General features: G+C 60.2%; 12 protein-coding genes. 7 read left to right on the top strand and 5 right to left on the bottom strand.

The genetic code is table 11. The features are described from left to right. The 3 genes from FFS64_RS19750 to FFS64_RS19760 all read left to right on the top strand — a co-directional run. Positions 1-1341 (top strand): MATE family efflux transporter (locus FFS64_RS19750; protein ID WP_218571092.1); only part of this gene is annotated, 1341 nt, incomplete at its 5' end. Between the two features lie 235 nt (positions 1342-1576). Continuing rightward, positions 1577-2248, top strand: a complete 672-nt coding sequence (locus FFS64_RS19755) for a phosphoribosyltransferase (RefSeq protein WP_137806801.1) — start codon at positions 1577-1579, stop codon at positions 2246-2248. 161 nt (positions 2249-2409) lie between these two features. Further along, on the top strand, positions 2410-2979 hold the full coding sequence (locus FFS64_RS19760; protein WP_137806802.1) for a YceI family protein: 570 nt from the start codon (positions 2410-2412) through the stop codon (positions 2977-2979). A 39-nt stretch (positions 2980-3018) separates the two neighbouring features. On the opposite strand, the gene FFS64_RS19765 is transcribed toward FFS64_RS19760, so the two are convergent. Beyond that, positions 3019-3624, bottom strand: coding sequence for a M15 family metallopeptidase (locus FFS64_RS19765; protein WP_137806803.1), 606 nt, complete (start codon positions 3622-3624; stop codon positions 3019-3021). Positions 3625-3939: 315 nt separating this feature from the next. Between FFS64_RS19765 and FFS64_RS19770 the strand changes: the two genes are divergently transcribed. After that, the gene (locus tag FFS64_RS19770) at positions 3940-5010 is read left to right on the top strand and encodes a hypothetical protein (protein WP_256660494.1); all 1071 of its coding nucleotides are present in this window, start codon (positions 3940-3942) and stop codon (positions 5008-5010) included. Between the two features lie 74 nt (positions 5011-5084). Here FFS64_RS19770 and FFS64_RS19775 read toward each other — a convergent pair whose 3' ends face one another. Next, entirely contained in the window at positions 5085-8489 is a 3405-nt protein-coding gene (locus tag FFS64_RS19775) for an Ig-like domain-containing protein (protein WP_137806804.1), read from the bottom strand. 398 nt (positions 8490-8887) lie between these two features. On the opposite strand from FFS64_RS19775, the gene FFS64_RS19780 reads away from it, so the two are divergent. Beyond that, positions 8888-9610, top strand: coding sequence for a GNAT family N-acetyltransferase (locus FFS64_RS19780; protein WP_137806805.1), 723 nt, complete (start codon positions 8888-8890; stop codon positions 9608-9610). Between the two features lie 147 nt (positions 9611-9757). Here FFS64_RS19780 and FFS64_RS19785 read toward each other — a convergent pair whose 3' ends face one another. Next, positions 9758-10198, bottom strand: coding sequence for a hotdog fold domain-containing protein (locus tag FFS64_RS19785; RefSeq protein WP_137806806.1), 441 nt, complete (start codon positions 10196-10198; stop codon positions 9758-9760). A gap of 162 nt (positions 10199-10360) precedes the next feature. On the opposite strand from FFS64_RS19785, the gene FFS64_RS19790 reads away from it, so the two are divergent. Further along, positions 10361-10987 (top strand): TetR/AcrR family transcriptional regulator, encoded by a 627-nt coding sequence (locus tag FFS64_RS19790; RefSeq protein ID WP_137806807.1) that lies wholly within the window; start codon positions 10361-10363, stop codon positions 10985-10987. A 238-nt stretch (positions 10988-11225) separates the two neighbouring features. Here the strand turns inward: FFS64_RS19790 and FFS64_RS19795 are convergent, their stop codons facing one another. After that, positions 11226-12356, bottom strand: coding sequence for a P1 family peptidase (locus FFS64_RS19795; protein ID WP_137806808.1), 1131 nt, complete (start codon positions 12354-12356; stop codon positions 11226-11228). Between the two features lie 105 nt (positions 12357-12461). Next, positions 12462-13565, bottom strand: a complete 1104-nt coding sequence (locus FFS64_RS19800; protein WP_137806809.1) for a polyamine ABC transporter substrate-binding protein — start codon at positions 13563-13565, stop codon at positions 12462-12464. A gap of 110 nt (positions 13566-13675) precedes the next feature. On the opposite strand from FFS64_RS19800, the gene FFS64_RS19805 reads away from it, so the two are divergent. Then, complete coding sequence (locus tag FFS64_RS19805; protein ID WP_137806810.1) at positions 13676-14467, top strand: helix-turn-helix transcriptional regulator; 792 nt, start codon at positions 13676-13678, stop codon at positions 14465-14467. Positions 14468-14469: the final 2 nt, after the last annotated feature.

A 14469-nucleotide genomic window follows, 5' to 3' on the forward strand; every position in this document is an offset into this window, starting at 1 on the left:
CAACCCCACCTCTGGAAAACCTACCTCCTGTTCCTCGCCCCCATGGTCCTCTCCAACTTCCTGCAATCCATGTCCGGCACCGTCAACAGCATCTACATCGGCCAGATGCTCGGCACTCAAGCGCTGGCGGCGGTTTCGGGGATGTTCCCTATCGTGTTTTTCTTCATCGCCCTGGTCATCGGCCTCGGCGCGGGTGCCGGTGTGTTGATCGGCCAGGCCTGGGGTGCGCGGGAGCCGCATCTGGTGAAGGCCATCGCCGGGGCGACGTTGATGTTGGGGTTGTTGATCGGGTTGGCAGCGGCGGTGTTGGGGAGTGTGTTTGCGCGGTCTTCGCTGGTGGGGTTGGGGACGCCGGGGGATGTGCTGGACGATGCGGTTTCGTATGCCCATGTGATGTTGTGGTTCATGCCGTCGCTGTTGGTTTTTGTGTTGTTCACGCAGTTGCTGCGCGGGGTGAGTGACACGATGTCACCGTTGTTGGCGTTGGTGGTGTCGACCGTCGTCGGCCTGGCGCTGACGCCGGCGTTTATTCGCGGCTGGTTCGGGTTGCCGATGCTAGGGATTCAGAGTGCGGCGTTTGCCGGGTTGGCGGGGAACCTGGCGGCGATGGGCTGGCTGGCGTGGCGCTTGATTCGCAAGGGGCATCCGTTGGCGCCGGACCGGGAGTTTTTGGCGGCGATGAAGCTGGACATGGCGATCCTTGGCAAGGTGCTGCGCATCGGCTTGCCCACCGGGTTGCAGATGGTGGTGTTGTCGCTGTCGGAGCTGGTGATTCTGGCGCTGGTGAACCAGCACGGTTCCCAGGCGACGGCGGCGTATGGGGCGGTGACGCAGATCGTCAATTACGTGCAGTTTCCGGCGTTGTCGATTGCCATTACCGCGTCGATCCTCGGGGCGCAGGCAATCGGGGCAGGGCGTATCGAGCGCATCGGGCCGATTTTGCGCACGGGGTTGATGATCAATGTGTGCCTGACCGGTGGCCTGGTGGTGTTGGGGTATTTGCTGTCGCACTGGTTGCTGGGTTTGTTCCTCACCGAGGAGGCGACGCGGAGCATGGCCGAGCATTTGTTGCACATCATGCTCTGGAGCCTGTTGGTGTTTGGCTTCCAGGCGATTATCGGCGGGATCATGCGTGCCAGCGGTACGGTGATGGTGCCGGTGGCGATTTCGATTGTGTGTGTGGTGGGCGTGCAATTGCCGGTGGCGTATCTGCTGGATGCGCGGTTCGGGCTGCAAGGGGTGTGGATGGCTTTTCCGGTGGCGTATCTGGGGATGCTGGCGTTGCAGGTGCTGTACTACAAGAGGGTTTGGCAGCATCAGAAGATTGAGCGGTTGGTGTAGGGGCGAGAGTATCTGAGATCAATGTGGGAGCGGGCTTGCTCGCGAAAGCGGTGGGCCAGCTTGCATGAATGTTGACTGGGCTGCCGTCTTCGCGAGCAAGCCCGCTCCCACAGGAATTGGTGGTGAAGTTGAAAGTCAGGCATGACCGGACTTGCTGCCGGCCACCGTCGCGCCGAGAATCCATGGGTGGGGGAATTGATATCCGACAGGCGTGATCGCCTGAGGAGGTTTTCAAATGGGCCCCTCATCACAAACCATCCTGCAGAACCGCGCCGCCGCCGGGCGACGCCTGGTGGAGCCGCTGCTCCCATACGCCCATCGCGCCGATGTCATTGTCCTGGCCTTGCCCCGTGGCGGGGTGCCGGTGGCTTATGAAGTGGCCCAAGCGCTGGAGGTGCGCCTGGACCTGATGCTGGTGCGCAAGCTCGGGGTGCCGTCGCATCAGGAGTTCGCCATGGGCGCGATTGCCAGTGGCGGTATTCAGATTCTCAATGAACAGGCGCTGCGGGTGCACCCGATCGATAAGGCCGCGTTCGATGCCGTGGTCGACCGGGAGACGAAAGAGCTCAAGCGTCGTGAGCAGGTGTATCGCGGGTCGCGTCCGCCGCTGCAGCTCAAGGATCAGGTGGTGATCCTGATCGACGACGGCCTGGCCACCGGCGCCTCGATGCTGGCGGCGATTCATGCGGTGCGGGTGCATGCGCCGTCACGCCTTGTGGTCGCCGTGCCAGTGGCGCCGATTGAAACGGCCGAGGCGTTGCGCAGAGAGGTGGATGAGTTGATCTGCCCGCTGATCCCCGAATGGCTGATGTCGATTGGTTATTTCTACATGGATTTTTCCCAGACGACGGATAAGGAAGTCATGGATCTGTTGCAGCGAGCGTGGCAGCGTGAGCTGGAGCAGTAGCGGATAAAGATCGACGCCCTCGCTGGCTATCCCATGGCCCGGTCGGCTTACCGTCAGATAGTCGCAGTCCGCTCAGGGGTGGAATAAACGGCGGTTCTTTGCTTTAGTCCACCGTGCGCTCGACACCTCAAACCATGAGGGGCCTCGCCCCGGAGAGTCCCATGAACTCTCGATTTTCACGTTTCATCGCGTTGGCTGTCATCCTTGTGCCGGGCGTTTTGCCCGGCGCCCATGCCGTCGAATACACCGACGTGAACGCCACGGCAAGCACCATCAGTTTCACCTACAACCAGATGGGGTCGAGGGTGTATGGCACCTTCGGCAAGTTCGAGGGCGAACTCGATTTCGATACCCGTCATCCCGAAGCGGCCCGCGCCAGATTGACCATTGACCTCGACAGCATCGATGCCGGCAGTGAAGACGCCAATACGGAATTGCAAAAACCTGCCTGGTTCGACACCGCCAGTTATCCGGTGGCGACTTTCGAGTCGACCCGGTTTAAAGACCTTGGCAACAACCGTTACCGGATCACTGGCAATCTCACGCTCAGGGGGCTGACCCGGGAAGTGACGGTGCCGGTATTGCTGAAGGCGGATAACGCCATTGGCATTTTCGACGGCGAACTGGTACTCAAACGCAGCGACTTCAAGATCGGCGACGGTGAGTGGGCCGACACGATGGTCTCCGACGGCATCAACATCCGGTTCCGGATGGTTGCGCCGCAGCGCTGATATTGTCGGCCGTTGCGATGCAGACAGATCAACTTAGCATCATACAAAGACTTTTTGATCTTCCGATTTGCGTTTTCTGAGTTCGGCCAGCATCTCTTTTTCGTTCATTCCATTAGCCCAGGAAGGGCGCAGTTGAAAATGAGGTTGATCCTTGAAGCTCTTCCAGTTGCCTCCCCAGTCCAGGCCCAGATCCATTCCCAGTAAACCGAGGGCTTTGTATTTGGGTGAACTGCCTAAGTAATCGGTGCCTTCAAAAATGCCGATGTCAAACGCAATGCCGAAATTATGGTTGGATTGCCCACCTTTGGCATTGGTGACTTTTGGGCCATTGTCAGGACGACCCTTGGCGTAGAGTGCATCCTGTTCGGCGTAAGTTCGGTGTCCGCTGATGACTTTGGCTTGAATGCCGTTGAGTGCAGCTTTCTGAATGAGTGCGACGGCATAGGGTTGGACTTCCGGCAGCAAGGTTTCAATGTTTTTCTTGCTTCTGGCATCGAGCCCTGTCATCGCCGTACTCACCAGTGACGGTGCTTGATCGGGTATCAACCGCTTGGCAATTGCCGTCCAGGTTTGCGGGCCGGCTTTGCCGTCGACCTCGACACCAAGTTCCTTCTGGACAGAGCGGATCAGTTTTTCAATGTCCATGTTTGTGCTCCAGTAGCAGTCAAAGATCAAATGAGCGTTAGATGTCGTTATTTCAATAAATTAACAAGCTATAACGGTTGCCTTAAGTGTGTGTTTTATGGGTGTTACGGTTTTTGTAATGCTTGCTTTACAGTTGTTTATATTGAGGTGTTATTAGGTGTGCTAGTTATTTATAAGTTAGCTGGATGGCAGGGTTTTGTTCTAATTAATTGAAATAACGTGGGACTTCGCCAGGCCTTTTCATGCGTTGGCTGAAGTGTTGGCGAGAGGGCAATCTGATCTACGCTTCAGAGCATCATCCAGGAGGATCAACCCATGAACTCAAGACTCTCCCTGCTTTGCGTTTTGGTTCTTGTCGGTTGTGTGCAAAACCCGGCCGATATCAAGTTGGACGTCACCGAGCATCACAACCTCCCTGAACCGAAAATTGCATTTCTGGGCGTTGGTGGCTGGCTGCTGCATTGGAAAGGCGAAGGCCTGTTGCTGGCGCCCTCGTTCAGTAACCCTGCCTTTCTTGGGATCAAGGGCATTCCGCCGTTGCGGGTACGGGCGAACAATCGCAAGATCGATATCTACATGCCGCCGGCCAATGACGTGAAAATGCTCCTGGTCGGACATGCCCACTATGATCACCTGATGGATGTCCGGCGGGTGATGGAAGTGCACACGCCCAATGCGAAAGTAGTCGGCTCCGAGACTGTCGCGCATATCCTCGCTGTAGAACCTCGCATCCCGGTCATCGTGCCCGACAGGGCAGAGATCACCAAATACGATGATCCGACAGTGAAGGGAACCTGGTTCTACTCGTCGGGAGACCGGATGACCGATGGTGAGCGCCTGGCAAAAAAAACGGGATTGCCGCCCAAAGGTTTGATCCGGGCCATGCCGCTGGAAAGCATGCATGCCGGTCACATTCTTGGCCAGAACCTGCTACCAGGCGCCTATGACGATGAGCTGGAGAAAGTACCGATTTACATCCGGAACTGGAAACTGGGCCATAAAACCCTGGCGTGGGTTATCGATCTGCTGGGTGAGGATGGAAAGCCGGTGTACCGCATCCACTACCTGGACAGTGCCGCAGATCCGCCTTTTGGTTTTCCGCCGCTCATTGCCGACTCGAAACCTTACGATGTGGAGATTCTTTCAGCCGGCGACTGGCAGCAGGTGTCGTCGTATCCCGATTCGCTGCTGAGAGTGACCCGGCCTCGATTGGTGTTGGTCGGGCACTGGGAAAACTTCTTCGGCAACAATCTTGAGGAGCCCGCGCAGACGATACCGGGGCAAACCCCGCTCAAGATGATCGAAAGAATCAAGCGTACGCTTCCGGGGATCGAGGTCGTGGTGCCAGAGCCACTGTCCGAGGTGGCTCTGCCGGCTGCACAGTGACATTGTCCCATGACGTTTGGTGCTGCATTGGCGTCCGGTCCACGTTGCATGAACCGGGCGCCAGTCGGGTTACCTCATTTCACCGTTATCGGTACCGTCACGGACTTGCCGAATGTCGAACTGATGGTGACGGTCGGGTTCGGAGCCGGGCCGGCGCCGGTGGTGGTGACCGATACCCGCCAGCGCGCGCCGGTGCCGGTTGGCGTGAGGATCGCGTTACCCAGGTTGAGTGGCCCGGCGGTGGTTGATGCGGTCACCGTCAGTGTGTTGCCGGTGCCGCGCGAGGTGGTGCCGGCCAGCTCCCAGGTGTAGCGGCTGTTGCTGCGGACCGAAACCGAAGCGCTGGTGACCACCAGGTCTTCGTTGACCGCCGCGGGCGTTACCGCCACAGACACCGTTGCCGGTTCCGAGACGGCATCCTTGGCGTCGCTGGCCTGGTAGGTGAAGGCTGCGGTGAACGGTGCGGTAATGGTGGAGGGTGGGGTGTAGATCACCCGTACGCCGTCGGTGCTGACCGTGCCCATGCCCGAATCCGGCTGGGCCAGACCCACCACTTTGAGCGGCAGGTTGCCGTCCGGGTCGGTGTCGTTGGCCAGAACGTTGATGGTCACCGGTTGCCCATTATTGCTGGCAGCACTGTCAGGGTTGGCCACGGGTTTTTTGTTCTGGTCTTCGTCGTCATCACCATTGCCGCCATCGCCATTGCGGAAGGTCGGCAGCGCGGCAGAGGCGACGTAGGTGACACCGTCCCAGCCGGGCAGGGGCGTTGGCATCAACTGGAACTGACCCGGATGCTCGATATCCCAGCGCAGCAGCATCGAGGTGTCCTCGTGCTGGGTGTTGTGGCAGTGTTCCATGTAGGTTCCGGCGAACTCGCGGAAGTGGATCGCCATTTCCACGTCCACTGAACTGTCGATGCCTTCGCCGATGCGATACACGTCCTTGCGCGCGCCTTTTTCCCATTCCGGTGGCGCCTTGCCGTCGCGGCTGAGGATGATGCCTTCTTCGAAATGCACGTGCACCGGATGGTTCCAGCCGTTACCGCCGTTCTTGATTTTCCACACTTCCAGCGTGCCGTCGCCGGCGTAGCCGCCATCGGTCGGGCCGTTGGCCAGTTGCGGGGCGGCGCTGAGTCGCCGTGAGTCCATCTGGTAGCCAAAACCTCCATCGGTCTTGATGGTCCAGGGGGCTTCGTCGGTGCCGTCGGAGCGGCCGAAAATGAACTCGCGATGCCGCGCCACCTTGAGCTTGGCCTGGTCGGTGGGGCTGTTACGGTCGAGGGTCAGCGCAATCATGGTCTTGCCCGCCGCCTTGCCCGGTTTCGCTGGCTCGTAATCCGCCGGGTTCATGCTGACGTCCTGGCCGCTGTAAGGCTGAACCACCAGTTGCATGAACTTGCCCACCACCGGGTCGCCGTTGTCCCACTCAGGTCCTTTGCTGCCCTGCTTGATCACCGCCTTGTACTTCTCGGACAGCACGTCGGCCAGGCTCAGAGGGTCATCTTTCGGACCCTTGCCGGTCTGGTGTTCCATCAGGTTGACGAAGTACAGCTTGTCGCCAGTCCTGATCCCGTTTTTCGCGAAGTTGACGATGATGTCGAAGCGTTCGGCGATGCCTTGGGTCGGCAGGATGGCATTGTGGTTCTGCTTATCGCCATCGCCGTCCAGGTCCATGCTGCCGTCGAACGGCACCGCGTGTTCCATGAGGTTGCCGTCGTTGCCGATCATGTGGAAAGGCACGCGGGTGTAGGACACCCCGGAACCCGACGGCCCCGGAAACTCGCCGCCGTTGCCGGCGACTTCACGTACCAGGGCAATCCTGAAATAGCGCGACACCGAGCCATTGAGGATGCGGAAGCGATAACTGCGCGCCCGTACTTTCAGGCGTGGCTGGTACTGCCAGTTGACCAGGATCTGGTCGCCAAGAAAGCCGTCGGTGTTGAACGGGTTGAACCACAGTTGACCGTTTTGATCCCAGGCCTTGTCGGCGACCACCAGGTTGACGTCATAGTCGCGGTTGCCCCAGGGCATTGCCGAACCGCTGGGCAAACGCAGGTTGACACCGTCCTCGATCGCTTCGTTGCCGCGATCCAGGGCGCTGTAGTAGTTCATCATCACCGCGTTGCCCTTGTAGACGTTCTGCGCGGTGAAATCGAGCATGTGGTCGTGGAACCAGTGGGTACTCATGGTTTCGCGCCAGTCGCCACGGATCTTGATCGTGCCGTTATCGCAGGTTTTGAGGCCGGGGGTGGCATCGTTGACGAACAGTTTCTCGCCCGCTGCGCAGGGGAACGCCGCGCGTGGGTCTTCAGCCTTGGTGTTGATGGTGTCGTAACCGGCCAGTTGCAGCGGCCAGCGATAGTCGTAGTACTGCCCCGGAAAGAAAAACGCGTTGGTGTAGCCGTCGCTTTCGGCGGGGGAGTGGCCGTTGTGTTCGTGGGTACTGATGGTGTGCAGGCCGAACCCCATGTTGGCGGCTGGATCGATCGGCAGGGCGTTGTAGTGACGCATCAGCAGCGGTTGGCCGTAGCGGACCATGAGCAGTTTGGGCGGCACGGTGCCGTCGAAGGTCCACAGCGAGTTGTGATTCTGCACCGGCATTTTCGAATGGAAGCGCACGTCGATGCCCTTGGTGGTGCCCGCCGTTTCCGGAATGTCGGAGGTCTGGTAGTAGAGCCCGCCGGGGGCGAACTCACCGACGGCGTAGTTGTGCAATTGCTTGCGGTCGCGCAGGCCGAGGTTGGTCCGCGCGCCGGCTTGCACGGTCTTGAAATCCACCTGTGGGTAGAACTCGTTCCAGCGCTGGTGCGACCAGCCTTTTCCCGGTGGCCGCCCTTCGGCGGGCGAACCCACCGGGTGACGGTTGAGGAAGGTTTCGATCTGGGCTTTCCAGGGGTTGCGGTCCAGCACATTGGAGTATTGCGACGGAAACGGGAACAGCCCTGGCTGGCGCATGAAGGCATCCAGCGCGGCACTGGAAGGGCCACTGCGGGCGACGCTGTTCGGGTCCTGCTGCGGTGCCGGGCCGAGGGTGGGAACGGGGAACGTCAGGGGGGGCGCCGGGATCGTCGGGTCGAGTTTTTCTTTGCCGAATTCTTCGAACAGCAGCAGTTGCTGGGTGAACGGTTCGGCGCCGAACAACGGGCTGGGTTTGCCGTTGGTGGGGTAGTTGAATGAGGTCTGCAAGCTCGGTGGCAGCACGTTGTCGGCCCGTGGCGTGTTGCGGTCGCCATACGCACCGTTGGGCAAGGCCAGTGCGCCCTGGTTGGTCTCGGGCATGGTTTTCAAGGCTTCCAACGCGGCTGCCGGGTCGGCGGGCGGGTTGTAGTAGGCCGAGGGGTCGGTCGGTGACGGTTGGCTTTCGTCGTCCATCGGCGCCGCGCTGACCGAGGCCAGGCTGGCGGTAATCAGCATGACCGAGGCCACGCTTGACCTGCACATGAAGCTGAGCGAACTGAACGCTGGTGCTACGGTTTTCATTTGGTTTCCCCTGCAGACGTGCCAAATTGGCGAAACCCGCCATCCCCGATGCAGAGGGGACGACTGCGTTGCGGTACCAGCGCCGGTGCAACTGTTGCGCCATCATCGGGCAGGGGCAGATAACGTTCTGATTAATCAGCAGGTTGTTTCTAATTGTTTCGTGGTTGATTCAATGAGCAGTGGGGGATATTCCTCAGTTGCGGGGAAATGCCTTTATTTCATTGGGTTACTGTCACCATTCATGGGTGGTTGTTTACTGAACATGACCGCTTTAAAGCAAGTGAGAGTTGTTATCGAATAAATTTGTATCAGTTCTTTGCGGTTAATCAGGGCGCACGAGCAAACCTCGCAGCACGATATGATAGGCAGCCATCGCCCCCTCGGAGTCATCCCCTGCAATGCCCCAGATCACCCACTTCAAAACACCGTGCCCCGAGCACATCAACAGCCAGATCCTGCAGATGGTGGTCGACAACCTGACTGACATCAGCATGGTTGCGATACCGCCGAGCAACCTGCTGTACAACGTTTACCAATACGCGATCGGTTATGAGGTGCACCTGTATCTGGAGGCGTTGAACGGGGCGAAAGGGATCGATGTGGAACTGCTCGTTGCCACCGACCTGGATGACCCGGAACAGGTGATCGGCTTTGTGCTGTACCTGCCGGTCAAGGACGATCCCGAGGCCTGTGGGGTGGCGTACATGGCGGTGCACGGCAGCCATCGGCGCCAGGGCATCGCGCGCCGGATGCTGCGGGAAATGGTCGGTCGTTATCCCCATGCCGAGCTGACCTGTGCAGTGAGCAAGGTGCCGTTTTTCGAGGCGATGGGTTTTCAAGTGGTAGGCGCGCGCGCCACCCAGGTGCTGATGAACACCCGCGACCACGGCAGCGATGGCTTGATGGCGCTGCTGGACGTGGCATCGATCTACAGCTCGCTGGAAGTGCGGCAGATCCATACGTATCTGCTGCAAAAACACGGCAAGCGGGCCATGCTCGATGCGGAGAAACAGCGGGATCGGCATCTGGACCAGTTGACGCGCAAGGCCAATGAGTTTGTGCGCGAGCGGTTGGGGGTAGGGGCGGTGCCGGTCAGTGGGCCGCGGTTGCGGTTGGTTTAATAACTTGAGCTGACACCAGGGAACCCTGTGGGAGCGGCGGTGCGACGATTCGACTTGCCCGCGATAGCGGTGGGTCAGCCACCTCAATGTCGATTGACACTGCCTCATCGCGGGCAAGCCCGCTCCCACAGTTGTCCGCGTTTGTAATCAGGACAGCTTCACATTCATCGTAATCCGCGCCGTAAATACCTTCTTGCCTTCAACATCGTGAATGTCCACCGGCACGATCTTGTCACCCTCCGTCGTCCAGTCCACCGCCTCGCCGTCAGCCACCGCCGTCACATCACTCTTGGCCTTGGCCAGGTATTCGACTGTCATGCCCTTGGGAATCCAGCGTGCGCCGGCGGGGATGGACACGTCGGTCATCATCCCGGCGGCCAGTTCGGCGGCGTTGCACATCGCAATCGCGTGAACGGTGCCTAAGTGGTTGGTGATCTCCCGGGCGAACGGCACCTGCACGCTGGCCGAGCCTTTGCGCAAGTCCGTGACCAGCGGGTTGATGGTGGAGAAGTACGGCGCCACCTTGCAGGCCATCTGGCTGAACGCTTGCGGGCCTGCGCTGTTGAACAGGCTGAGGAACTGACTCATGTAGAAGCCTCTCTGGATGATGGTTTTCGGAATATTTTTCCGTAACAGAATATTGTTCTGTTGCGGAACAGTATTCTGTTGGCGGAAAATCTGTCAACCTAGCGCCACTTGTCCGTTGGCAACCGCCAGCCATTACCCACGTTTTTTTGGTCTGTGTTGAGTATGGAAACTTCAGATTTACTCGAGCGCTGCTACCCCGGCCGCCGCGCCGAACTCAAGCGCGACATTTTTCGCAAGGCCCTCAAGCTGTTCAACGAACAGGGAATCGAGGCGACCACCATCGAGATGATCCGCGCGCAGTGCGATACCAGCGTCGGCGCGATCTACCATCATTTCGGCAACAAAGAGGGCCTGGTGGCTGCGTTGTTTTTCACCGCGCTGGATGACCAGGCCAGGCTGCGCGACAGCTACATGGCCGACGCCGAAACCACGCAAGCAGGTGTGCAGGCCCTGGTACACAGCTACGTGGATTGGGTCGACAGCCAGCCCGAATGGGCGCGCTTCCAGTATCACGCGCGATTCGCCGTGACCAGGGGACCGCACAAGGACGAACTTGCCACCCGCAACAAGGCGCGCAACAAGATGCTGCTGGAATGGCTGTCGGATCCCGCGCATCGGGATCAATTGGGGGGCTTTCCGGCCGAGTTGATGCCGTCGCTGATCATCGGCCAGGCCGACAGCTACTGCCGCGCCTGGTTGTCGGGCCGGGTCAAGGGTAGCCCGAAGGCCTACCGGGAGATGCTGGCCGAGGCGGCATGGCGGTCGGTTGCTGCTTCCGAAAATCACTGACGACCCTGTGGGACGTGTTGGTTTTCAGAGGTTAAAAAAGAGCCTCAAAGCTCTTTGATGGGGAGGAAGTGGAGCCATTGAGGCTCAAGATGCGCATGAAGCAGGCGGTGAGCTTGATAGGGGTTCAATGCACTCACCACCTACGCAACGGCTTGAGCAAGCAAGCGGCTGCGCATAATCATCGTAGAAAGATGGGGGTTCGCCCTCAAGTACCGCTAGTCGAATCCCCCCAAAACGGTCAGCTTCTGCGAGGGTGTTGACCCGGCCAACCCGCCTGATTCAAGGCCTTGAGCAATGTCTCGGCGTCCAACCCAGGTACCCCATGCCCGTTACCTTCGGTCGTCTCGGCGGCCAGCAGAGCATTGATGATGGCCTCTTCCACGGCTTCGGTGGCCGCCAGGAACAATTCACTGATGTGATCGTTATTGACCATGCTCAGGTTGCCGGTGGTCGGCGCGCGTTTGCTCTCGTAGGCCGCGGGTGGCACGTGCGCATTGCCGGTGGCGAAGGCGATGAAAATGTCGCCGCTGTGGTCTTCATTACCGCCGCCGGTGCGGGCCAGACCAAGGCTGGCCCGTTGCGCCAGGCGCGTGCATTGATGCGGCAGCAACGGTGCATCGGTGGCCAGGCAGACCACGATCGAACCCATGCCCGGATGCGGCAGCGACGCTTTGAGAAACGGCGAGTCGACCTGTTCCATGTAGCGCCCGACCGGGTAACCGTCGACGCGCAGTTCATTGCGGATGCCATGGTTGGCCTGGACGATGGCGCCGACGGTCCAGCCGCCCTGGGCACTGTTCAAACGCCGCGACGCGGTGCCGATGCCACCCTTGAATTCGTGGCAGATCATGCCGCTGCCACCCCCCACATTGCCTTCGACCACCGGGCCGCTTACCGCCGTGCGCACTGCTTCAGCCACGTGTTCGGGCTTTACGTGAAAGCCGTTGATGTCGTTGAGCAAACCATCGAAGGTCTCCAGCACCACCGGCATGTTCCAGTAGAGCCGTCCGTCATCCGGTTGCTGCTCGCGGTCCACAACGATCAGCGCATCACGTACCACACCGAGGCTGTGGGTGTTGGTGAAAGCGATCGGGCTGGTCAGAAGGCCGGCCTCGCGAATCCACTCCAGTCCCGTGGCGTCGCCGTTGCCGTTGAGTACATGGACACCGGCAAAACACGGCTGCTGGCTAGTGGAACCGGCACGGGGTTCGATCACGGTGACACCCGTCAGGATGTCACGACCCTGGGCGGTGCGACCTCGCACATTGCTGTGGCCGACCCGCACGCCGGGTACATCGGTGATGGCGTTGAGCGGGCCGGGTTGCAGTTGGCCAAACTGAATGTTCAGGTCGCGGGCACGTGGTTTCATGGGGATTCTCATCTTCAATTCGTGGCAGGAAAAAGTTGTCTGGTTGGGCGCAAAAACTGTGGGAGCGAGCAGGCTCGCTCCCACAGGTGGATTGCAGTGTCTGGATTACTGTCCGTTCTTGACCTTGCTCCAGATCCTCGTGCGCACGCGCTCGGTCGCCGGCGGTAAAGGTTGCAAGGTGAACAACGTGGCCAGCGCCTCGGCCGATGGATAAACGGCAGGATTGGTCCGGGTCGCTTCGGCCACCAACGCAGTCGCATTGCGGTTGCCGTTGGGGTAGTTGAGGTGGTTACTGACGGGGGTGATGACTTCGGCGCGCATCAAGTAATCGATGAAGGCCAGGCCCTGTTGCGGATGCGGTGCGTCCTTGAGCAACACCAGCGTGTCGAACCACACCGGCGCGCCTTCCTTGGGCAGGCTGTAGGCGATCTTCACGCCGTTGCCCGCCTGTTCGGCGGTGGCCTTGGCCTCCAGCATCGCCCCGGACCAACCTACCGCCACACAGATGTTGCCGTTGGACAGGTCGCTGATGAACTTCGACGAGTTGAAGTAGGCAATATGCGGACGCAGCTTGAGCAGCAACGCTTCGGCCTTCTTGTAATCCTCGGGGTGGGTGCTGTTGGGCGGCAGGCCGAGGTAGTGCAGGGCGACCGGCAGCATTTCCGCAGGGGAGTCGAGCATCGCCACGCCGCATTCGCCGAGTTTGGCCAGGTTCTCTTCCTTGAACACCAGGTCCCAGGAATCCACCGGCGCCTTGTCGCCGAGTACGGCGCGCACCTTGTCGATGTTGTAGCCGATGCCGTTGGTGCCCCATAGGTACGGCACGGCGTACTGGTTACCCGGATCGTTGTTGGCCAGTTTCGCCAGCAGGTCGGTGTCCATGTTCTTGAAGTCGGGCATTTGGGCCCGGGGTAATGGCGCCAGCGCACCGGCCTTGATCAGCGTCGGCAGGCTGAAGTTGCTGGCCACCACCACGTCGTAGCCGCTGCGGCTGGTCAGCAGTTTGCCTTCCAGCACTTCGGCGCTGTCGAAGGTGTCGTAGACCGGCTGGATCCCGGTGTCACGCTTGAAGTCTTGCAGGGTATTGGGACCGATGTAGTCGTACCAGTTGTACACGTGGACGGTCGGAGCTTCGGCAGCAACCGCCGACAGCGAGGCCGCCAGGCAGGCGCCCAAGCCCAGATTGAAATACGAGCGGTGACCACTCATGATGCGGCACTCCTGGCCTGCTGCGGCCGGTGATATTCAGGAGCTTGCAGCGTATCGACCGGGGTGGCCGTTACCCATTCCCATCATGGGTTACTCGAAAGGGGTAGTGTGTGGACGCGTTGTTGAAAGAGTTGCCGCTACACCAGGGCTTGGCGCGGGTGTTCGGCGCGTTGGGCGAGGGTGGATTCTGGCGGGCGCTGGTCGACACCCTGCGCCTGCTGGTGCCGCTGGACAATGCGCTGGTCGCGGTGATGCGGCCCGGTCGAGTGCCGCGCCTGCTGATCGATTTCGACGCAAAAGGCAGCGGCGACGAGCACGAGGAACTGGCCGATTACAGCGCCGGCATGTACCTGCTCGACCCGTTCTACCTGGCCGTGTGCGCCGGCATCGCCGACGGCTTGCACAGCCTTGACTCGGTGGCGCCCGACCAGTTCCAGCAAAGCGAGTACTACCTCAGTTACTTCCGCTCGGTGGTCGGCGGTGACGAGTTGCAGTTTATGGTCAACCTCGATGGCGCCGTACTCGGCCTGTCCCTGGGACGCTCGACCCGCTTCAGCCTTGAAGAGCAGGGCCGCCTGCTGTGCGTGCGCGACTGGGTGCTGGCCGCCATGCGCCGACACCTGCAACTGCTGCCGCCGGAAGGTCCGATTGCCGAACCTGCTGCCCGCGACCTGGCAACCCTGCTCGACCGTTTCGACGCGCGCCTGTCAGCCCGCGAAATCGAAACCGCACGGCTGATTCTCCAGGGCTTCTCCAGCAAGGCCATCGCCCAGCAAATGGGTATCTCTCCGGAGACGGTGAAGGTCCATCGACGCAACCTCTATCACAAGCTCAATGTGAACGGGCATGGCGAGTTGTTTGCGTTGGTGTTGCAGCCGCGTCAGGCAGGATTGTCCTGGTGATT

This window comes from Pseudomonas sp. G(2018), assembly GCF_005502415.1.
GTDB lineage: Bacteria > Pseudomonadota > Gammaproteobacteria > Pseudomonadales > Pseudomonadaceae > Aquipseudomonas.